This is a genomic window from Pseudomonas sp. AM8, from assembly GCF_036346475.1.
Classification (GTDB): Bacteria; Pseudomonadota; Gammaproteobacteria; order Pseudomonadales; family Pseudomonadaceae; genus Aquipseudomonas; species Aquipseudomonas marginalis.
On record NZ_JAOTNX010000011.1, the window covers coordinates 292,652 to 312,098 of the forward strand.

Here is a 19,447-nt window from a genome sequence, read left to right on the forward strand (position 1 = left end):
CGCGGTGTTTGTATTGGGGCCGCTACGCAGCCCAACGCGGGGCAAGCCCGCTCGCCACCTATCACTTTTTGCCTGCCTTTCTATAACGATTCCAAGAGGAACAGACATGGCTGAAACGTCCCCCATCCGCTACAGCTTCGGCGGTGATGAACACCTGTTCGCCGAAGTCAGCGAGAGCATGTCCCTTGAAGCTTTTTTCAAGGGCATGGCCGTGACCCGTGCCGTGGAGCGCCTGGCGCTGGAGGGCGTGCTGGATGTGTGCCTGGCCAATGCCTCGTTCCAGATTCGCTTCGACCCCGACCGCATCGCCCCCCATGTGCTGCTCGACGCTGTGCAAAGCGCCGAAGCCCAGGCTGTGGCCGAACGCACCCTGCACACGCGCATCATCGAAATCCCGGTGCTCTATAACGACCCCTGGACCCATGAAACCCTGATGCGGTTTCGCGACCGGCATCAAGACCCCAGCGCCACCGACCTGGAATACGCCGCACGCATCAATGGCCTGGCCGATGTCGAAGCGTTTATCGCCGCCCACAGTGGTGCGCCGTGGTTTGTCTCGATGGTGGGTTTTGTCGCGGGCTTGCCGTTCATGTTCCAGATGGTCGAGCGCGAGCGGCAGTTGCAGGTGCCCAAGTACCTGCGCCCGCGCACCGACACGCCGAAGCTGACCCTCGGCCATGGCGGTTGCTTCGGCTGCATCTACTCGGTGCGCGGCGCCGGCGGCTACCAGATGTTTGGCGTGACCCCGGCACCGATCTACGACCCGGCGCAGCAGCTGGCTTACCTCAAGGCGCATATGGTGTTTTTCCGGCCGGGTGACATCGTGCAATTCAAACCCATCGACCGGGACGCCTACGACCTGGCCGTTGCCGAGGTGGAGGCAGGACGTTTCGACCTGCGCATTCGCCCGGTGGAATTTTCCCTCGATGCGTTTCTCGCCGACCCCATCGGCTATCCGAAAACCCTGCAGGAGGCGCTGGCATGATCAAGGTCCTCAAACCCGGCCTCGCCACCTCTGTGCAGGACCTGGGCCGCGAAGGCTATTACCACCTGGGCATTCCGCCATCGGGTGCTTTGGACCAATACGCCTTGAGTGCAGCCAACCATCTGGTGGGCAACCCGGTGGGCGCGGCCGGCCTGGAATGCACTTTGATCGGGCCGGAATTGGAGTTTCAACGCGATACCCTGGTCGCGCTCAGCGGTGCGTTGATGTCGCCGCGCCTGGACGGTGAAGTGGTGCATCAGGACACCGCCTTCGAGGTGCGTGCCGGGCAGGTGCTGCGTTTCGAATTTCCCAAGGCCGGTGCCCGCACTTACCTCGCCGTCGCCGGTGGCATTGACGTGCCGTTGGTGCTTGGCAGCCGTTCCACCTACACCCTCGGCGCCCTTGGTGGTTTCCACGGGCGACGCTTGCAGGCAGGCGATGAGCTGCCCATCGGCGAAGCCAGCGGTCTCGGGCGGGCAGGCAACAGTTTGCCGATGGCATTGCGCCGCTCGGTGGGCGGCGATGTCACCTTGCGCGTGGTGCCAGGACTGTATTACGAGCGATTGACCGCGGGCGCCAAGAGCAGCTTTTTTGCCGAACCGTGGACGGTCGGCTCCGAGGCGGACCGCATCGGCTATCGCTTCAAGGGCGGCAGTGCGCTGAGCTTTCAACCGCGTGAGCAGCCGTTCGGCGCGGGGTCGGATCCGTCGAATATCGTCGACAGTTGCTACCCGATTGGCTCGATACAGGTACCGGCGGGGCTGGAGCCGATTGTGCTGCACCGCGATGCGGTATCCGGCGGTGGCTACGCGATGATTGGCACGGTGATCAGTGCCGACCTGGACTTGATCGGGCAGATGCAGCCTAACCAGCGGGCGGGGTTTGTGGCGGTGACGTTGGAGCAGGCACTGGAGGCGCGGCGGGTGTACAAAAAACGGCTCAAGGCCATGGCGGGGCTCTTCAACAACTGACACGACACACATCCAAATGTGGGAGGGGGCTTGCTCCCTCCCACATTTTCAATCTGAGGTTGGTCAGAAGAGTTTGGTGAACAGCCAGTAGAGGCTGCCGGACAGCAGAATCGCCGCCGGCAAGGTGAGCACCCACGCCATCAGCAAATTGCGGATGGTCCGCATCTGCAACCCACCCCCATTGGCCACCATGGTCCCCGCCACCCCCGACGACAACACATGGGTGGTCGACACCGGCAGCCCGAACATATCCGCTGCGCCAATGGTCAGCATCGCCACGGTCTCGGCCGAGGCGCCCTGGGCGTAAGTCAGGTGGGTCTTGCCGATCTTCTCGCCCACGGTGACCACGATGCGCTTCCAACCGACCATAGTGCCAAGCCCCAGGGCGATGGCCACGACAATCTTCACCCACAGCGGAATAAAGCGCGTGGCATCGTCGATCTGTTGCTTGAACAGTTGCAGCTTGCCTTGGGTGTCAGCGTCGAAATTGCCGACCTTGCCTTTGTCCATCAGGCGAATGGTTTCGCTGCTCAGGTACATATCGTTACGCACGTTGCCCACGGCTTCGGCGGGGACTTTGGCCAGGGAACCGTAGCCTTTGACCTGGTCACCGATCTGGCCGGCGAGGGCGGCGAGGGCCGGAATCAACTCGGGCGTGGCTTCCTTGGTACGCATGTAGGTCGACAGCACCGGCCGAGGGTCACCCGCCAACGCCAGCGGCGCTGTTTTCATCAGCGCCACCTGGGTCACTTCGGCGACTGCGGCGAACTGCAACGATTGTTCGGCCGGCATGGCGCGGTTCAGCGCATAGGCCATGGGCAGGGTACCCACCAGGATCAGCATGATCAGGCCCATGCCTTTTTGCCCATCGTTGGAGCCGTGGGCAAAGGACACGCCGGTGCAGGTGGCGATCAGCATGCCGCGAATCCACCAGGGCGGCGGGGTGTCGCCCTTGGGGGCCTTGTACAACGCACGGTTTTTCACAAAGGCGCGCAGGGCCAGCAACAGCAAGGCGGCGAAGGCGAAGCCGATCAGCGGCGAGAGCAGCAGCGCATAACCGATCTTGATCGCCTGGCTCCAATCCACACCGCTGGTGCCGTCACGCCCGTGCATCAAGGCATTGGCCACGCCGACGCCGATGATCGAACCGATCAGGGTGTGGGACGACGAGGCCGGCAAACCCAGCCACCAGGTGCCGAGGTTCCATAGGATCGCGGCGATCAGCAACGCGAAGATCATCGCGAAGCCGGCCGATGAACCCACCTGCAGAATCAGCTCCACCGGCAGCAAGGCAATGATGCCGAACGCCACCGCGCCGCTGGACAGCAGCACACCGAGGAAATTGAAGAAGCCCGACCACACCACCGCAAACTGCGGCGGCAGCGAGTTGGTGTAGATCACCGTCGCCACCGCGTTGGCTGTATCGTGGAAACCGTTGACGAACTCGAAACCCAGGGCAATCAACAGCGCCACACCCAGCAGCAGGAACGGCGTCCACGTGGTGAGCTGGGCGCCCATTTCGTGCATGTCGTGCATGAGGCTGTAGGCGGTAAACAACAGGCCCATGGCAAGCACGGCGAAGAAAACGATCACCGTCACCAGGCCGGGTTTCTTGTCCAGGCGCGGTTTTGAATCGACGGAGGATGAGTGCGTTGAGGCAGTCAGGGAAGGGGTGGCCATGCCGGGCATCCGTGTGGGGAGGATGCCGTTCATATTCATTGCAGAATGTTACAGCGATGCTGCCGCAGGTCATTGTTTAGGTAATTGGATCTGCCACTGGTCTACAAAATACCGTAGTACTCATGTGGGAGGGGCGGTGCGACGATTCGACAGTTGATTGCATTTCAATTTGAAAACTTGCGAAACGCCCAGCGTCCGGCGATCAGCGTGAAGGTCGCGACCAATGCCACCAGGATCCAGAACCCCTCGGGGTCCTGTGAAAGGGGCACACCGCCCACGTTCATGCCGAAAAAACCGGCGATGATGTTGATCGGCAACGCCAGCACCGTCACCACGGTAAGGGTGAACAGCGTGCGGCTGCTCTGCTCGTTGAGGTTGGCGGCGATCTCTTCCTGCAGCAGCTTGATCCGTTCGCCCAGCGCCGTCAGGTCGTTGATGATCAGCGCAAACTCCTCGGTGGATTTGCGCAACTCCTTCACGTCTTCCTTTTGCAGCCATTGCGGCGGGCGGTTGAGCAGGCGCAGCAGCGAACCCGGCTCCAACGCGAGCAGGCGTTGCAGGCGCACCAGCACCCGGCGCGCCGCCCCCAGTTCCGCGCGGTTGGTGGACAGGCGCGAGGACAGCAACTGGTCCTCGATGTGGTCGACGCTGATGCTGGTCTTGCGTACGATCTGGGTCAGCACTTCCCCCTGGTCGCGCAGCAGGTGCACCAGCAGTTCCAGCGGTGAGCGAAAGCGTTCGCCGGCCTTGACCGACGAGCGCAACTTGTCCACCGAGTGCAAAGGTTGCAGGCGTGCGCTGATCAACAGCCGGCTGCGGGCGCAGACCCACAGCGTGGAAATATCCGACGAAACCATGCTGCTGAAGTTGAACACCACGTCGTTGACCACCGCCAGCAAGGCTGAGTCGACGTGTTCGATGCGAGTGGAGCGCGAGCCTTCGTGCAGGGCCTCGAAGAATTCTTCGGGTAAATCCAGGTTGGCCAGCATCCAGCGTTCGCAGGCGGCGTGGGCCAGGTTGAGGTGCAGCCACAGGAACTCTTCCGGGTCGGCGGGTTGCTGCAAGGCCGCGAGGGCAGCAGCCGAATCAATCTGTTCGCCCTTTTCACCGGGACGAAAACGAAAACCGTAAAGCAAGCCAAACAGGTCGGAGTCCTGGTGGCTGTGGTCGAGGCTGTGGTTCATGGAGACTCGCAGAGAAAGCGCCTGTAGGACGTTTCACAGGTTCGCGTGGGCGAATCATTGCAAGGAGGTATGACAGTTATATGACGTTTTAACGGTGCGCATAAAAAAACGCGCCACCCGGAGGTGGCGCGTTTTTTCTAGGTTCAACTCAAGTGTCTTGCTTGTTTTCCAGCACCGCGCCGGTCTTGGCGTCGAGCTTCACTTCAAAGCGCTTGCCAGCGGGGTCGGTCAGGTCGACTTCGTAGACCAGTACCCCGTTTTTGTGGTCAAGCTCGGTGTCGGTGATGCTGCTACCGGCGTGTGTGGCCACGGCGGCGGCATTGAGTTTCTCAAACGGCATCACGGCGCCGGACTTGAGCAGGCCTTCAATGTGGTCCGGGCGAACATCGGCCTGGGCCAGGCCGGCGGTCAGGGTCAGGGCGGTGGCGGCAAACAGGGCGGTCAGGGTTTTCATGGTGTGTATCCTTCTCTGGTGAGCTGTTTAAGTGGCGCCAGATTAACCGGCGCAACTTAACTCATCCTTAATGGCGCACTGACACCAATGCCCGACTCACTCAGTACTTATAGTCGTTCAGCAGGTCTTGCACGCTGGACGACGGCCAGCGCTTGTAGAACTTCAACAGTTCGGCGGCGCGGTTGGTGAAGATGCCGTCGACGCCGGCCTTCATCACTTTGTCGAAGTCGACCGGCTCATCCACGGTGTAGACGTGCACCAGCAGGCCCTTGTCGTGGGTCAGCTTGTTCATTTCAGCCTTCACCAGGTCGGTGTAGCTCTGGTCGCCGTGGTCGGTCAGCTCAGCCGATGGGCCGGTACCGATGGCGCCGAGGCTCTTGGCTTCGTCGACCCACTTTTCGAACTCGGCGGCGTCTTTTGGCTCTTGCTTGGCGTAGTAGGCGGCCTTGGTCGGTTCGCCGGACTCGGCGAAGGTCTGCGTGGATTTCGGCTCGATGCTGCCTGGGCCAACCCACAACAGCAGGATCTTCGGCGTGTTCGGCATTTCTTTCTGCAGCTCTTTCAAGCTGTCTTTTTCAAACGTCTGCAGCACCACACGGCCCTTGCCCTGGCCGACGCCGGTGTTGCTCTTGCCCAGCTTGGAGCCGGCGGAGCTCAACCAGCCTTTATCCAGCAGCTTGTTTTTCAGGTCGGCTTCGATGCCCGGGAATTGCTTGGGCTCCTTGGTTTCGATGTACAGGCCGGGTTTGTGCTGCGGGTTGCCTTCGGCGATCTTGATGATGTCGTCCAGGCTCAGGATCTTCAGGCCAACGAAGCCTGGACGCGCACGATCCGGGTAGGCGGCGTTGAACCAGCTGCCGGCGTCGAGGGTTTGCAGTTCTTTCCAGGTGAACTCATTGGCCGGGGCGTCCTTGCGCTCAGGGAACTTGGTGGCCACGTCGGTGGTGCGCTGCAGGTTGTTGTCGTGCAGGGCGAACAGCACGCCGTCCTTGCTGCGCTGCAGGTCCAGTTCCAGGTAGTCGGCACCCAGGTCGCGCGCGACTTTGTAGGCGGCGGCGGTGGATTCCGGCGCGTCGTAGGACGCGCCACGGTGAGCGATCACGGCGGGGTAGGGAATGCCTTCGTTTGTCGCCAGTTCAGCCGGGCTGATCGGTTCGGCAGCCTGTGCCTGGCCGAGGCCAAGCGCCAGTGCGAGCAGCAGGGCGCTCTTGGAAAACGTGACAGGCATATGCGAAGTCCTTTCGTGGAGGTAGCTTTGAGAAGGCCTCCTTTTTAACAATTGATTGCGAAAGGCGCTATCACCAAACCGACATTAACGTGCGCACGTGCCAATTTTCTCGGTTTTTTTGCGCGGCATTGCAGTACTCTTGCTCGCAGCCGCCCCGCTAGAGGACGGTATTTTCTGCCACGCGTGTAAACCATCTTTCCAGTCCCTGTGGGACTTTTCAGTGAGGTTTACCATGCGCATCACCTCCGAGCTTATCTGCCAGGCCGCCGACCAACTCCACGGTTTTGTTGGCCTCAACCGCAAGACCGGCCAGTACATCGTGCGTTTCAGCGAAGATTCCTTCGGCATGGACGTGGCCGACGACGGCATTATCCCCACCGCTGAATTTGTCTGGCTGCCGGCCCCCGAGCAGACCATGACCCTGTCCCGCGAGCGTATCCAGTTGCTGCTCGACCAGAATATCGACGACCGCATCAACATCAGCGAGCCGTTGCGCGTGTATATGAAACGGGTGGAAATTCCACAGATCAGTGCGCTGCGCAGTCTGGTGAGCTAGACGGCATAGGCGGTAAGCGAGCGTTCTGTGGCAGGCCGGCTTGTTGTGGTGAGCGGGCTTGTTGTGGTGAGCGGGCTTGCCCCGCGCTGGGGCGCGAAGCGGCCCCTGAGCCAGACGCTGCGGTTAGTCAGGAGAACCGCGTCAACTGAATTGGGGCTGCTTCGCAGCCCAGCGCGGGGCAAGCCCGCTCACCACAACCGGCCCGCTCACCACAACAGGCCTGCTCACCACAGCAAGCCCGCTCGCCACAGAGACTCAGCTGATATGAAGGTTACTGGCCTTGGAATGTGTAGGCCCGTTCCACCTTGCACACCCGTGTCTGAAACGCCGAGTACCAGATGGAGCGTCCTTGTTCACGCACTGCCCGATGCTCAGCCTGCTGCTTCCAGGCCAGGATCGCGGCCTCGCTGCTCCAATACGACACGGTAATCCCCAGGCCATCCTCCCGCGCCGATTCCACCCCGAGAAACCCCGGTTGATCGCGAGCCAACTCCAGCATGCGGGCGGCGGCCTGGCCGTAGCCTTGATCGCCGTCGGTGCGCAATGAGCTGAAGATCACTGCGTAGTAGGGTGGGGCGGGAGTCTTGGCGATCATGCGCACTGCTCCTGGCACGCCTTGAGCCAGGCAATCGCCAAAGGCGGCGTGATGCCCTTGAGGGCGGCGCGTTCAGGCTGGAACAGGGTGGCGACGAAAAATGGATGGTCGAGCAACTCCACCGCGCGTAGATCGCCGGCTGCGTCATGCCCGCTGGGAATCATCTCGCGCTCGAGCAGGGCATCGGCGAATTCGGGGTTGATGCCGTAGCGGCAGCGGTAACCTTCCTCGATTTCAAGACGGCCGTAGGCCTCGGCGATGCGCGTGTAGGGTGTCAAGCGCAGGCTGTCGGTGGCTTCAACCAGTGCGCAGCTCAGGGGGGTGATCACTGCGCGTTCAGCGCCCGGCGCCAGCTCGCCATGTTCGGCATCGGCCCAGCCCAGCACGTTGCGGGCGTATTCCAGCACTGCATGTTGAAAACCACCGCATGTGCCGAGGAAAGGTCGCCGCTGTTCGCGGGCAAAACGGATCGCCCGCAAGGCGCCGTCGGTGTCGCGGTAAGGGCTGGCGGGCACGCACCAGAATCCGTCGAAGCCGTGCAGTGCTGTGGTGGGCGTGAGGGTGTCGGTGTCGAGCCATTGCAGATGAACCTGCAAACCGAGGGTTTCGGCGGCCCGTTGCAGCGCGACGGGAATGGCCTGGTGCGCGATGACATCGGGGTTGTAATCGCCGATCAGGGCGAGGTGCAGGGTGGTGGCTTTCATCGTGTGCGTCCCATGGCTTGTGGTGTCCTGATGCGCACTATAGATTGGTGCGCACGCAATCAATATTGGCGTTTTCCCACATGCTCAATGCAGCCACGCACTATCAACTCGATTACCCCGACCTGTCGTTGATTCTCGCCCTGGTGCGTGGCGGCACCCTGGCGCGGGCGGCGGCGTTATTGCGGGTGGATGTGTCCACGGCGTTCCGCGCGGTGCGACGGCTGGAGGCCGCATTGGGCCAGACGCTGTTTGAAAAAAGCCGCGCCGGCTACCTGCCCACCAGCCTCGCCAATAGCCTGGCGCAGCAGGCCGAACGTGCCGAACAAGCGCTGGAGGCGGCGCGCATCGGCGTGGAGCAGGGCGGCGAGGTGATCAGCGGCACGGTGCGCCTGACCTGTACCGACTCGGTGCTGCAAGGGTTGTTGCTGCCGGCGCTGGCGCAGTTCATGCCGGACTACCCGGCGCTGACCCTGGAGCTGAGCACGTCGAATGATTTCGCCAACCTCAGCCGCCGCGATGCCGACATCGCCCTGCGCCTGACCAGGACTCCGCCGGCGCATCTGGTCGGCCGTTGCCTGGGGGCCGTGGCGTATCAGGTGTGTGCCAGCCCCACGTATGCGCACCAACACGCCGCACGCTCACTGGCGGACCTGGCCTGGATCGCGCCGGACGACTTCCTGCCCGACCACCCCACGGTGACCTGGCGCCGCGAACACCTGCCCGGTGTACGCCCCAGCTATCGCTGCAACAGCATGTTGTCGGTGACCGAACTGGTGCGGGCAGGGTTGGGCGTGGCGGCGCTGCCGGACTTTCTGCTGGATGACGGCCTGCAACCCCTGGGCCCCGCGTTGGCTGGGCACGACACCGCGTTATGGCTGCTGACGCGCCCCGATTGCCGCGCATTGCGCTCGGTGGTGACGCTGTTTGATGAGTTGGGCCGGCATGTGCAGATGAAACCCTGACTCACCGCGATCGGGAGTCAGCCCCCTCCCACATGGCATTCGCGTTGTTATTGAGGTTTTCGCACATAGTGCTCATGCATTTCGCACGTCAGGGTTTCGATGTGTTCGGTCAGTTGCTTGGTCATTTCCGTCAGCCGGGTGTTTTGCTCCAGCAATTCGAGCAACTGTCTGGTGGTTTGCGCGGCCTGGGCCTGGCGTTCGGTATTGGCGATGGCCAGGGCTTCACGGTGTTGCGCGTCGGCGTCGGACTGGGCTTTGTCGCGGGCGGCCTGGCGCGTCTGGGCCAGCAGGATCAGCGGCGCGGCATAGGCGGATTGCAGGCTGAAGGCCAGGTTGAGGAGGATGAACGGGTACACGTCGAAGTGGGTGATGCCGGTTACGTTCAGCACCACCCACAAGATCACGATCGCGGTTTGCGCACCGAGGAAGGTCGGTGTACCAAAGAAGCGCGCAAAGGCCTCGGCCTTGAGGGCAAAGGTATCGTTGCCGAAGGTCGGCGCCAGGTGGGCGTGGCGGCGGTGAAAACGCAGGTGATCGACGGGGGCGGTTTCGGGCTTGTCGGGGGTCATGGTGGGCTCGGGTCATCAACGTTAAGACAGTGAATCACTATAGTCCTGGCGACCTGTCTTACACATGAATAACCCGTGGCCTACTTAGTGGACACCCCGCTCATTGGCAAACGCACTCACCGCGTGCACCGCCTCGCTGGTACCTTCGCGAATCTGCAGGATCACCGTACCGGCCTGGTTTGCCAACTCCACGCCCAGGGCAGCACGGTCGCGGGTTGCGTCCATGCTGTCGATGGCTTGGCGGGTTTCAGCCTGGATCACCGCGATCATGCTGGATATTTCTGTGGTGGACCCGCTGGTGCGCGCCGCCAACTGCCGCACTTCATCGGCCACCACGGCAAAACCACGGCCTTGTTCACCCGCGCGCGCCGCTTCGATAGCGGCATTGAGTGCCAGCAGGTTGGTTTGTTCGGCAATGCCGCGAATGGTGTTGACGATGGTGGTGATCTGCTGCGAACGCTCGCCCAGCTTGGCGATCAGTTGCGAGGAGTTGTCGATGTCCGAGGAGATTTCACGCATGCCGCTGGCTGTTTTCTGGATCACGTCGGCACCCTTTTCCGCCATGTCCTGGGTGTGCAGGGACAAGTGATAGGCCTGGGCGGCACTCTGTGCGTCAGCGGCGTGTTGTTGCACGCGCGCGGTGATATCCGAGGCGAATTTCACCACTTTGCACAGGCGTCCGCTGGCGTCGTACACCGGGTTGTAGCTGGCTTCGAGCCAAACGGGCCGGCCGTTTTTATCCACGCGCTCGAACTGGCCGCTGAACAATTCACCCTGGTTCAGGCGTCGCCAGAACTCGCTGTAGGCTGAGCTCGCGGCGGTCTGCGGGGTGCAGAACAGACGATGATGCTGGCCCTGGATCTGCGCCAGGCTGTAGCCCATGCGTTGCAGGAAGTTGGCGTTGGCGGTGATGATCGTGCCGTCGAGGTTGAACTCGATGACGGCCATGGCCCGGCCGATGGCTTCCAACTTGGCGTTGGCCTCGCTTTCGGCCTGCAGGCGCGGGGTAACGTCCAGGGCGTACTTCACCACTTTGATCACACGGCCCGCGTTATCACGTACCGGGGTGTAGCTGGCTTCCAGCCACACCGACTGACCATTGCCGCCCACCCGTTCAAAGGTACCTGATTGGAACTGACCCTTTTGCAGGTTGGCCCAAAGTTGCTGGTACTCGGCGCTACGGGCGAAGGCGGGCGTGCAGAACATCCGGTGGGATTGGCCTTCGATCTGCTCGGCGCGGTAGCCCAGGGTACTGAGGAAGTTGTCATTGGCCCGCAGCACGAGGCCTTGCGGATCGAATTCGATCACCGCCATGGAGCGTTCGATGGCGTCCAGCAGGCTGGCCTGGTGAGCCACGGTGTGTTGCAGGGTATCGATGGTTTTCTTATGGGCGTTGAATAACATGTTCGGGGGCTCGGGCAAGCACGCGTCTGGGAGTATCCATGTATAGGCGCCTGCCTCCGTAAGGCATTTGCCCTACGGTTGACCTGCTCATTGTCAGCTCCCTTGTGCTGACAGCGGGGGGTGGAACAACGGGTTAAGAGTCATCAGCCTGACAAGAAGTTCGCCCCATGGGCAGGACCATTTTTGGGTAGGCGACCAATGGAGGCATTACGCCATCTCCCGCGGCGTTGCACGGAAGATCAAGACCAGGTGTCGTAGGACAACGTCAGGCGGAGCAGGCTATCCGGTCGTCGTTGACACTGACTCGATTACGCCCGGTGTCCTTGGCGGCATAAAGTGCTCGGTCCGCCGCGTTCAGCCACATGGCTGCGTCGGTGAAGCGCGGCTGGAAGTCCGCCAGGCCGATGCTCAGGCTGACGCGCAACTCCGGTATGTGCGGGGTGCGGTAGTTGCCGAATGTTTCGCGCATCTGCTCCATGATCTGCGCTGCTTGCTCCAGAGGCATTTGCGGAAGAATCACACAGAACTCATCGCCACCATAACGTCCGGCCAGGTCGTTTTCCCGCAGGTTGCGCCGCAGTTCCAGGCTCAGTTGCCGCAGCACCGTGTCGCCGACGATATGGCCATGGGTATCGTTGATCTGCTTGAAGTGGTCAATATCGATCAATGCGATGGTGGCGTGGCTTTGCTGCTGCTGGCACTTGTGGAACTTGAGGTGCAGCAGGTCTTTCCACGAGCCGTGGTTGAGCAGGCCGGTGAGGCTGTCGGTGCGGCTCAGGGCACTGAGGGCGCGTTTATGTTCCGAGAGCTTGATCGCCAGTTGATAACAGACCATGCCGATGGCCATGGGGTAGAGGGTCAGCATCGGCAGGCAGGAGTAGACCTGAAGCAGGCTGACGTCGGGGTTGAACTGGATACCGAACAGCGCCCATGCCACGCCGATCCCCAGCACCTGGGCGAGCAGGCCACGCAGGAACAGGCGCCGGCCGCCGGCGGCGACGTTGTTCATGGTCATCATCGACAGGATGGTCACCGCTGTCAGCGGCGTGAACTGTGTGGCCGCCGCCCAGAACCCGCCGAGTACCGAGTCATACAGGAAGTTGCGCTGTTCAGCCTGGTAAGGAAACGGTGAACGGGTGGATAGCTGATACGCCAGGTGCGCCCAGGCAAACCCATTGAACAGCAGTAACGCCCAGACCCAGCCCGGCATGGCAAGCGGGTACAGGGCGCCGGTAACGCTGATGCTGCCGACACCCAGGCCGATGATCCTTGGCTGGTAGATACGCCGGGCAAATGAGAGCCCTTTGCCTCGTCTGTTTTCCATAAATTCCTGGTTCAGCTGTTTTTCACATTTACCGCGGCGCGCGGACACCGGATCGACCGTTGATCGCATAAGGCCTGTGAATATTGTCAGTTATTCCCATGGGAATAATCAGTGGCCTTCCAGGCCATTTGCGCAAAACAGAGGGCGAATGCGTCAAAAACGACCAGGAATGTCGCTCCTGCAACGGTTTTTACTCGGGGCAGGGGGCGCTGACTTCGTAGCCGGCCAGGAACAGGTCGATGGCCGACTCAATGACACGCGCCTGGTGAGCGGCATCCAGGGTCGGCTGGCCCAACGTGATCTGCGGCCAGAACGCGAAAGCCTTGAGCAGGCTTTGAATCTGGTGGGCGGCAAACGCCGGATCGGTGCAAGAGAGGCGGCCGTCTTCCTGGGCGGCGCGTACCCACTGGGTAAAACCTTCTTCGCGCTGGCTCAGGCGGGTGACCATGTCTTGCGCACGTTCCGGCGAGTGGATGGTGGCGGCGATGGCTACCCGGGCCAGATCGAGGAAATTGGTGTCCGACATCATCTTCATCTTGGCTTCCAGCAAACCACGCAGTTGTTCGCGCAGGGGGCGCTCGCTGGTGTAGCTGACGTCGAGTTGGGCGACGCTGCTGGCCCAGAGCTGGTGAAGGATTTCGGCGAACAGTTCTTCCTTGCTGGGGAAATGGTTATACACCGTGCGCTTGGAAACCCCAGCGGTGGCGGCGACCTTGTCCATGCTGGTGACCTCGAAGCCGTTATCGCGAAACTCAGCGATGGCCGCTGCCACGATGGCTTGGCGTTTGCGGTCGGTGAGGCGTTGAGGGGCAGTCATGGGTGGCGTTCGGCTCTTGAGGGTAAATTACACTGGGCAGTTTACTTGCTGCGGATTTTGTTGCAATCTTGAAACTACACTGTGCAGTGTAACTTATGAGCGGACCGTAGGAGTCACTCTGTAATGGCCACCATCTCAACCCGCCTCAAGTCTTCACCTGCGGCGCCCAAGCCTGCCGATCTGGACCTGGGGCGCTTCAGCAACGAGGCCCCCGTGCAGCACGGTGGCTTTGGCAAGACCTTGCGTATCTTCTGGAACATGCTGTTTAACAAACCACGCAGCACGCGCCCGGTGGGGCAGATCCCGGTGCAACCGCTGACCCGCGAGCAATTGTTGGCGGCGCCTGATCACAGCGTGTTCCGCCTGGGGCATTCCACCGTATTGCTGAAAATGCGCGGCAAGTTCTGGCTGACCGACCCGGTGTTCGCCGAGCGTGCCTCGCCATTCAGTTGGGCTGGCCCCAAGCGTTTCCACCAGCCGCCTATCCGTCTTGAAGAGCTGCCGCCCCTGGAGGCGGTGATTCTTTCCCACAACCACTACGATCATCTTGACCATAAGGCTGTCGTCCAACTGGCCGACAAGACCCGTTACTTTCTCGCGCCGCTGGGCGTGGGCGACATCCTGGTCAAGTGGGGTGTCGACGCCAGCAAGGTGCGGCAGCTGGATTGGTGGCAAGGCACCGAGGTGGATGGCATTCGCTTTGTCGCCACGCCGGCGCAGCACTTTTCCGGGCGCGGCCTGTTTGATGCCAATCAGACCCTTTGGTGTTCCTGGGTGATGATCGACGGCACGCGCCGTATCTTTTTCAGCGGTGACACCGGCTACTTCGATGGCTTTAAACGCATCGGCGAACAGTACGGCCCGTTCGATCTGACGTTGATGGAAACCGGTGCTTACAACGTCGACTGGCCCCATGTACACATGCAGCCGGAGCAAACCCTGCAAGCGCATATCGACCTCAGGGGCCGTTGGCTGCTGCCGATCCACAACGGCACTTTCGACCTGGCGTTCCATGCCTGGCACGAACCTTTCGACCGCATCATGGCGCTGGCGTGGGAGCGCAATGTGTCGATTACCACACCGCCGATGGGCCAGGCGTTCAGCTTGAGCCAGCCGGAGCGTGGGTATGCATGGTGGCTGGAAGTAGAAACCCAAGGTGCACAAGAGCACCTTGTGGGCTGAGGGCGCAGAGGCGCCGAAAAAGGAGTTTTCAAGCTGTTTCGGGTCTGCGACAGGCGCCGGCGAAGGATGCGATGATCCCTGGAAAGTGTTTTCAGGGGAGGCGTACCGATGGACAGCATACGCAGATGGTTTTTGCGAGCAGATGCGGTTTGCCAGGTTGGCCAGCCGTTGTCTGCGCTCTTGGGCATGACCGACTCGGCATCTCCATGCCGCCGTCCTTCCCCCGATCAAGTGCCCCCCCGCAGTATCGAGTTTGATGTCGATCCCCCCCCTCAAACCCACCCCAAGGGTGGCGTCCTGATCCCCGGGTATAACGTACCGGCAATTCCCATCAGACCCATGCCTGATCCCTCGTTGACGCTGATTGCCCTGAGCGGTATCGACCCAGAGGGCCCAGTGATGGTGGAGGTGCCCCTGGTGCAGAACAATAGCCGCTTTGCCGCCATGCAAGCGTTGGCCGGCAGGCGCGTGGGGTATGCCGACCGATATGGACGTGGCGATGGGCATGAACCGATTCGACACCGTGCGCCCTTCATGCGTGCGCTGGACGTACTGCGCCGGGCCGGGGCGCAACTGATACCCGTGCCGGCGCAACGTATCGACGGCACCCTCACGTTCAAACTGCACACCCATAATGAAATCGATGAAATCGTGAATGAATACCGGCTGGATGCCCTGGTGTCGGACAGTCAAAGTGCTGCATTCCATAGTGCGTGCTGGAGTGGTTACCCGAGGTTTGGCGAGGCTCTCGATGGTGGCGCGACGTTGTGGTTCTACGGTGCGCGATGGTCGAAGGAATCGTTGGCCGCGCTGGCGCTGGGTTATCGCAATGCCAGGGAGGGAAGCCATGGCCTATAGAATTCATATCCTCGGTGCTGCGGGGGCGGGCACTACCACCCTGGGCAGGGCCTTGGCGGAGAGTCTGAACGTCGCTTACTTCGACACCGACTATTTCTACTGGCAGCAAACCGACGCCCCCTTCACCATTGCCCGGCCCAAGGATGAACGCATCCGCCTGCTGCAGGAGCAGACTGTCGGCCTGGAAGGCTGGGTGCTGTCCGGTTCACTGTGCGGCTGGGGCGACCCGATGATCGCGCAGTTCACCCACGTGGTGTTCCTGCGCCTCGACCCGCAAGTACGCCTGCACCGTCTGCGCATGAGGGAGGTGCAACGCTACGGTGATGAAATCCTGGAAGGTGGCAGTCGCCACGAGAACAGCGTCGCCTTCCTGGCCTGGGCCGCTCGTTACGACAGCGGCAACCACAGCCCACGCAGCCTGCGTCGGCATGAAACCTGGTTGGCGGCACTGACCTGTCCGGTGATCCGCTTGGACTCTACGCACCATTCGGCTGGGGCGTTGGTGAATCAATTGATGCCGCTGTTGAGCCCATCAGCCGCGAAATAATGTTTTGTGCAGCGGGTTCGGCTGGGGCGGTCTCAAACCGCCGCACACTCATGCCCCACCCCGGCGCAAACCCCGGGAAAAACACCAGCCCTTGCGCCTCCAACCGAAACGCCAATGCCAGGCGGGTTTCATCACCCACATCGCCCTGGCTTTCAAACTGTTGGATGGCATCCACCGTCACACCCGCCTGGCGGGCCAGCTCGTCGCGGCTCCAGCCCAGCATCGCGCGGGCCTGTACGCTGTGTTTGGCGGTGAATTGGTGCAGGACGATCTGCTGTTCTACGAAAGAGCTCATTGCCAGAGAGGACATGGGGTTTCTCCAGGATTCGACGGGGGAGGGCAAACTATACTGTGTTTTTGTACAGTTGTTTTGACCGCTCATCAACTGGATGCTTATCGACCCACTATTCCAACCCCGGCGCCTCACGAATGATCAGGTGATCGAGGTTCTCGATATTCGCGCTGAACACCCCGAAGGTCTGCTCGGGGTTTTTCTTGCTGGGCACTTGTTTCAGCTCCGGTGTCACCCCGTAGAAGAAACAATACAACGCCCGCTCACTGTCCGCCGCCGCCCTGATCTGCTCCAGGAACGCCTTGCGCTTGCGGTAGTTCTCGATGAGCTTTTTGCTCAGGTAGACGTTGACCGAGTAGGGCTTTTTGTCGAGCCACACCTTCTTTTCGAAGTCGATGCGAAAGCTGCTGGTGTAGTCCTTGATCGCTTTGACCTTGCCCCAGTAGATCAGGCCCTTGTTGTCTTGCAGGTATTCGATCTTCTTGAAAAACGCCGCGTAAGTCGCGGTGTGCTCGCCGATTTTCAGCGGCATGCTTTTCAGCTTTTCCTTGTCGTCGATGTTCGACACAAAACACTCCACCGGGTGGGCAAACACGCTGGTTTTTTCCGGGGTGGTGTCGCTGGCGCTGACAGATTCGTCGCTGCGGGGTGAAGGTGTTTTCGCTGAATCTTGTGGGACCAGCCCCTCGGTGCCGACCTCCGCGGTTTTACGCTCGTACGTACGACGTGTCAGCACAAACTCCGATGGGAAATTATCCTCACGCTCATCGTCGTTTTCGCCTGCTGCACCCTTGTGGAGACTGGCATAGCGGCAGCCGTCGATATGCCGGGTGCTCGGCGTGTTTTTGAAGTGCGGGGTGCGTTGGTAGTTGACGTTCCTGGCGTTGAACGTGCTCAGCACATTGCCTGCTTCGAAGGCGGCGCGACAGGCATCGTTGGGGCAGAGGAAACTGTCCTTGTCGGAATCGAAGGTGTTGGTTTCGTCGAAATTCAGGTCTCGTACGTCATAGATCGACAGCTTGTCATCGAGACTCAGGCTGTAGGCCGTGTCGAATTTCATGGGGCTCGGGTCCGTGAGAGGTTTCGCTATTAATAGCGGGAACCCGCGTAAATATCAGCAAGAACCTGCAACCCGCCGTCCGCTGCGAGGGAACAAGTCCAGCTCAACCCCAAGCACCCCATGCTAGTCGCGACACTCAAGCCTAAACCGCTCAACTGTGGGAGCTGTCGAGCCCCAGCGAGGCGGCGATGGGATCGACTCGGTGTTCCCGGTGGATCCCAACCCACCCGCATCACCGCTGCAACTTGGCCCGCTTTTTCTTCTTCGCATGAAAATGCCGAAAATGCGCATCCTGCGCCGCCGCCAGCAACTCCCGATCCCCTCGCGTATCGCCCCAGGCCCTGAGCCGATACTCCCCCAGGTCCCCGTACACCGCCTCAAGCCGCAGCACCTTATTCTCACACCGGCAGTTATTCCCGGTGAGCTTGCCGGTCAACACCCCGTCGACCACCTCAAGCTCAGTGCCAATCAACTTGATCCCAAGCCGATCGGCAAACGGCTGCAGCACCAACGCCGGCGACGCCGAACACAGCGTCACCACCGCCCCCGAGCCCAACTCCTGCTCCACCGACAACACCCCAGCCGGGCGCATCAACCGCGCCCAATTGCGCTGGCAATACTCCTCGGCCTTCTGCTGCACCCACGTCTTCTCCACCCCAGTCATAAAGGTGCGGATCAACTGAGCCTTCAACTCATCCCGGCTGATCTGCCGCACCAAAAAGCGCAGCCCAGGCACGGCCAGCTTGACCATCCGGCCATAAAACTCTCCGGTGCCAAAGGCAAACTTGAGGAAGGGCACGAAACTGTCGTGGTGGGTCAGGGTGCCGTCGAAGTCAAAGACGGAGAGTACTTTGGCGTCAACGGGGCCGGCTTCGAGCATGTCTGGGTTCACGGGTTGGCCTCGGTCCTATCTAGTATTTTTGAGCGTGCATCAGGTGTGACAGCAGGAGTCTACTCCCGTGCCAATCTTCCGACCTTGGCGTAAAGCCCCTCGGTGAAAGCCGCCCGGTCACTCGACCGGTGACAACGCTGATGGCAATTGGGGCACAAGGCTACAGCATTGGTGATGCGATCCGAACCCTTCTGGGCCAGGTGCTTGACGTGATGTACTTCAAGAAATGGCAAACCGTCGACCTCAAACGGCGCGTTAGCGCCGCAGCCTTCGCAGATGCCCTCGGCCTCTTTCAGTACCCAGGCGCGTACCTTTGGGTCGCGAACAAAAGCGGTGCTGACGGTCGAGACCTTCTGCGGCTGGGCAATGCCGTCCGGTAGCTGAGTGAAAGGTTGCTGCTGCAGTTTGGACGCGCGGCGGATAAGCGTTTGCTCGTCTGCTGTTTGGGCGGCGTCTTCGGATTCGAATACACCCTGCGCGGCAAGCGCTTGGCGGATGCGTTGTTCGACGCCTGACCCTACGTTCTTCGCGGGCTTAAAGCCTTTTATCGGCTCCAGGCCCATACGGATAAGAACGGTAGAAATGTTTAGCATGCGGAACTCTACGGAGCCTTTTGCACGACCGGCTATCGGCCCCTCGCGCAAAAGGCGGTTTTCGAGCGCTTTATTGAAAGGCTGGCCGTTCTTTTCCTTGGCCAGCATCTTCAAGTAAGCCTCGACCGCTGCTGCCAACTCCGCGTCGTTCCAGTCCGTGTTGTCTTTCGTAATATCCATACAGCCGCCGAGGGTAGAAAACCCTCGGACGATACTGAGTAGCCATTATTGCGTCTACGAAATTTCCTACGTTCTGGCAGGAATTAGCGGTCAACGCCATTGGTAAATGAATTCGCTGCTTTGTCTTGAAGGTTTCAAGCGAGCTTGCATAAAAAAGCCCTGAACAAGTCAGGGCTTCTCGGTTTAGCTGTGCTAAGAATTAATCCCAGCTCAATGCCCCACCCGTCTGATACTCGATCACACGGGTCTCAAAGAAATTCTTCTCTTTCTTCAAGTCCATGATCTCGCTCATCCAAGGGAACGGGTTAGTCGTCCCCGGATACTCTTCCTTCAAGCCAATCTGCGACAGGCGACGGTTAGCGATGAACTTCAAATAGTCTTCCATCATCGCGGCGTTCATACCGAGCACC

General features: G+C 60.8%; 21 protein-coding genes and 2 pseudogenes. 7 read left to right on the forward strand and 16 right to left on the reverse strand.

Annotated elements, in window-relative coordinates; genetic code table 11:
- Positions 1-106: 106 nt before the first annotated feature.
- A complete protein-coding gene (locus tag V3W40_RS25100; protein WP_323147462.1) occupies positions 107-985 on the forward strand; it encodes a 5-oxoprolinase subunit B family protein in 879 nt (292 codons plus the stop codon).
- Positions 982-1,956 carry a biotin-dependent carboxyltransferase family protein gene (locus V3W40_RS25105; RefSeq protein ID WP_065947850.1) on the forward strand — a complete coding sequence of 325 codons (975 nt, stop codon included), beginning with the start codon at positions 982-984 and terminating at the stop codon, positions 1,954-1,956. The genes V3W40_RS25100 and V3W40_RS25105 overlap by 4 nt, the downstream gene beginning before the upstream one ends.
- Positions 1,957-2,019: 63 nt before the next feature.
- Here the strand turns inward: V3W40_RS25105 and V3W40_RS25110 are convergent, their stop codons facing one another.
- From V3W40_RS25110 to V3W40_RS25125, 4 genes are all read right to left on the reverse strand, one after another.
- Complete coding sequence (locus tag V3W40_RS25110; RefSeq protein ID WP_065925286.1) at positions 2,020-3,636, reverse strand: inorganic phosphate transporter; 1,617 nt, start codon at positions 3,634-3,636, stop codon at positions 2,020-2,022.
- Between the two features lie 164 nt (positions 3,637-3,800).
- Positions 3,801-4,820, reverse strand: a complete 1,020-nt coding sequence (locus tag V3W40_RS25115) for a transporter (RefSeq protein WP_065925259.1) — start codon at positions 4,818-4,820, stop codon at positions 3,801-3,803.
- A gap of 148 nt (positions 4,821-4,968) precedes the next feature.
- Positions 4,969-5,274, reverse strand: coding sequence for a PepSY domain-containing protein (locus tag V3W40_RS25120; protein ID WP_330215812.1), 306 nt, complete (start codon positions 5,272-5,274; stop codon positions 4,969-4,971).
- A gap of 100 nt (positions 5,275-5,374) precedes the next feature.
- Complete coding sequence (locus tag V3W40_RS25125) at positions 5,375-6,502, reverse strand: glycerophosphodiester phosphodiesterase family protein (RefSeq protein ID WP_330215813.1); 1,128 nt, start codon at positions 6,500-6,502, stop codon at positions 5,375-5,377.
- A gap of 232 nt (positions 6,503-6,734) precedes the next feature.
- Between V3W40_RS25125 and V3W40_RS25130 the strand changes: the two genes are divergently transcribed.
- Positions 6,735-7,058, forward strand: a complete 324-nt coding sequence (locus V3W40_RS25130; protein ID WP_027605634.1) for a DUF2025 family protein — start codon at positions 6,735-6,737, stop codon at positions 7,056-7,058.
- A 271-nt stretch (positions 7,059-7,329) separates the two neighbouring features.
- On the opposite strand, the gene V3W40_RS25135 is transcribed toward V3W40_RS25130, so the two are convergent.
- Positions 7,330-7,653, reverse strand: coding sequence for an antibiotic biosynthesis monooxygenase family protein (locus V3W40_RS25135; RefSeq protein WP_065947849.1), 324 nt, complete (start codon positions 7,651-7,653; stop codon positions 7,330-7,332).
- Positions 7,650-8,357, reverse strand: a complete 708-nt coding sequence (locus V3W40_RS25140; protein ID WP_065925255.1) for a CTP synthase C-terminal region-related (seleno)protein — start codon at positions 8,355-8,357, stop codon at positions 7,650-7,652. The genes V3W40_RS25135 and V3W40_RS25140 overlap by 4 nt, the downstream gene beginning before the upstream one ends.
- An 80-nt stretch (positions 8,358-8,437) precedes the next feature.
- Here V3W40_RS25140 and V3W40_RS25145 point away from each other — a divergent pair, with 80 nt between their 5' ends.
- Positions 8,438-9,319 (forward strand): LysR family transcriptional regulator, encoded by an 882-nt coding sequence (locus tag V3W40_RS25145; protein WP_065925254.1) that lies wholly within the window; start codon positions 8,438-8,440, stop codon positions 9,317-9,319.
- 47 nt (positions 9,320-9,366) lie between these two features.
- Here V3W40_RS25145 and V3W40_RS25150 read toward each other — a convergent pair whose 3' ends face one another.
- The 5 genes and pseudogenes from V3W40_RS25150 to V3W40_RS25165 all read right to left on the reverse strand — a co-directional run bounded on the left by V3W40_RS25150 (position 9,367) and on the right by V3W40_RS25165 (position 13,433).
- On the reverse strand, positions 9,367-9,888 hold the full coding sequence (locus V3W40_RS25150) for a DUF1003 domain-containing protein (protein ID WP_065925253.1): 522 nt from the start codon (positions 9,886-9,888) through the stop codon (positions 9,367-9,369).
- An 84-nt stretch (positions 9,889-9,972) separates the two neighbouring features.
- Positions 9,973-10,452 (reverse strand): methyl-accepting chemotaxis protein, encoded by a 480-nt coding sequence (locus tag V3W40_RS34890; RefSeq protein ID WP_407693928.1) that lies wholly within the window; start codon positions 10,450-10,452, stop codon positions 9,973-9,975.
- 69 nt (positions 10,453-10,521) lie between these two features.
- Positions 10,522-11,292 (reverse strand): annotated as a pseudogene (locus V3W40_RS34895) (PAS domain-containing protein); the annotation flags it as partial.
- A 265-nt stretch (positions 11,293-11,557) separates the two neighbouring features.
- Complete coding sequence (locus V3W40_RS25160) at positions 11,558-12,616, reverse strand: diguanylate cyclase (RefSeq protein WP_065925251.1); 1,059 nt, start codon at positions 12,614-12,616, stop codon at positions 11,558-11,560.
- A gap of 190 nt (positions 12,617-12,806) precedes the next feature.
- Positions 12,807-13,433: a TetR/AcrR family transcriptional regulator gene (locus V3W40_RS25165; RefSeq protein WP_065925250.1), complete on the reverse strand. Its 627-nt coding sequence runs from the start codon at positions 13,431-13,433 to the stop codon at positions 12,807-12,809.
- Positions 13,434-13,556: 123 nt separating this feature from the next.
- On the opposite strand from V3W40_RS25165, the gene V3W40_RS25170 reads away from it, so the two are divergent.
- The 3 genes from V3W40_RS25170 to V3W40_RS25180 all read left to right on the forward strand — a co-directional run bounded on the left by V3W40_RS25170 (position 13,557) and on the right by V3W40_RS25180 (position 16,020).
- Positions 13,557-14,615, forward strand: a complete 1,059-nt coding sequence (locus V3W40_RS25170) for an MBL fold metallo-hydrolase (RefSeq protein WP_330215814.1) — start codon at positions 13,557-13,559, stop codon at positions 14,613-14,615.
- Between the two features lie 339 nt (positions 14,616-14,954).
- Entirely contained in the window at positions 14,955-15,473 is a 519-nt protein-coding gene (locus tag V3W40_RS25175; RefSeq protein WP_065925249.1) for a hypothetical protein, read from the forward strand.
- The gene (locus V3W40_RS25180; protein ID WP_330215815.1) at positions 15,463-16,020 is read left to right on the forward strand and encodes an AAA family ATPase; all 558 of its coding nucleotides are present in this window, start codon (positions 15,463-15,465) and stop codon (positions 16,018-16,020) included. Before V3W40_RS25175 ends, V3W40_RS25180 begins: the two co-directional genes overlap by 11 nt.
- Here the strand turns inward: V3W40_RS25180 and V3W40_RS25185 are convergent.
- The 5 genes and pseudogenes from V3W40_RS25185 to V3W40_RS25205 all read right to left on the reverse strand — a co-directional run.
- Positions 15,950-16,330 (reverse strand): helix-turn-helix domain-containing protein, encoded by a 381-nt coding sequence (locus V3W40_RS25185; RefSeq protein WP_074847504.1) that lies wholly within the window; start codon positions 16,328-16,330, stop codon positions 15,950-15,952. The genes V3W40_RS25180 and V3W40_RS25185 overlap by 71 nt on opposite strands.
- 94 nt (positions 16,331-16,424) lie before the next feature.
- Positions 16,425-17,372: a hypothetical protein gene (locus V3W40_RS25190; protein ID WP_065925246.1), complete on the reverse strand. Its 948-nt coding sequence runs from the start codon at positions 17,370-17,372 to the stop codon at positions 16,425-16,427.
- A gap of 232 nt (positions 17,373-17,604) precedes the next feature.
- Complete coding sequence (locus V3W40_RS25195; protein WP_065925245.1) at positions 17,605-18,252, reverse strand: HAD-IB family hydrolase; 648 nt, start codon at positions 18,250-18,252, stop codon at positions 17,605-17,607.
- Between the two features lie 71 nt (positions 18,253-18,323).
- A complete protein-coding gene (locus tag V3W40_RS25200) occupies positions 18,324-19,037 on the reverse strand; it encodes an HNH endonuclease (RefSeq protein ID WP_074847503.1) in 714 nt (237 codons plus the stop codon).
- Positions 19,038-19,236: 199 nt separating this feature from the next.
- Positions 19,237-19,447, reverse strand: a pseudogene (locus tag V3W40_RS25205) (ribonucleotide-diphosphate reductase subunit beta); the annotation flags it as partial.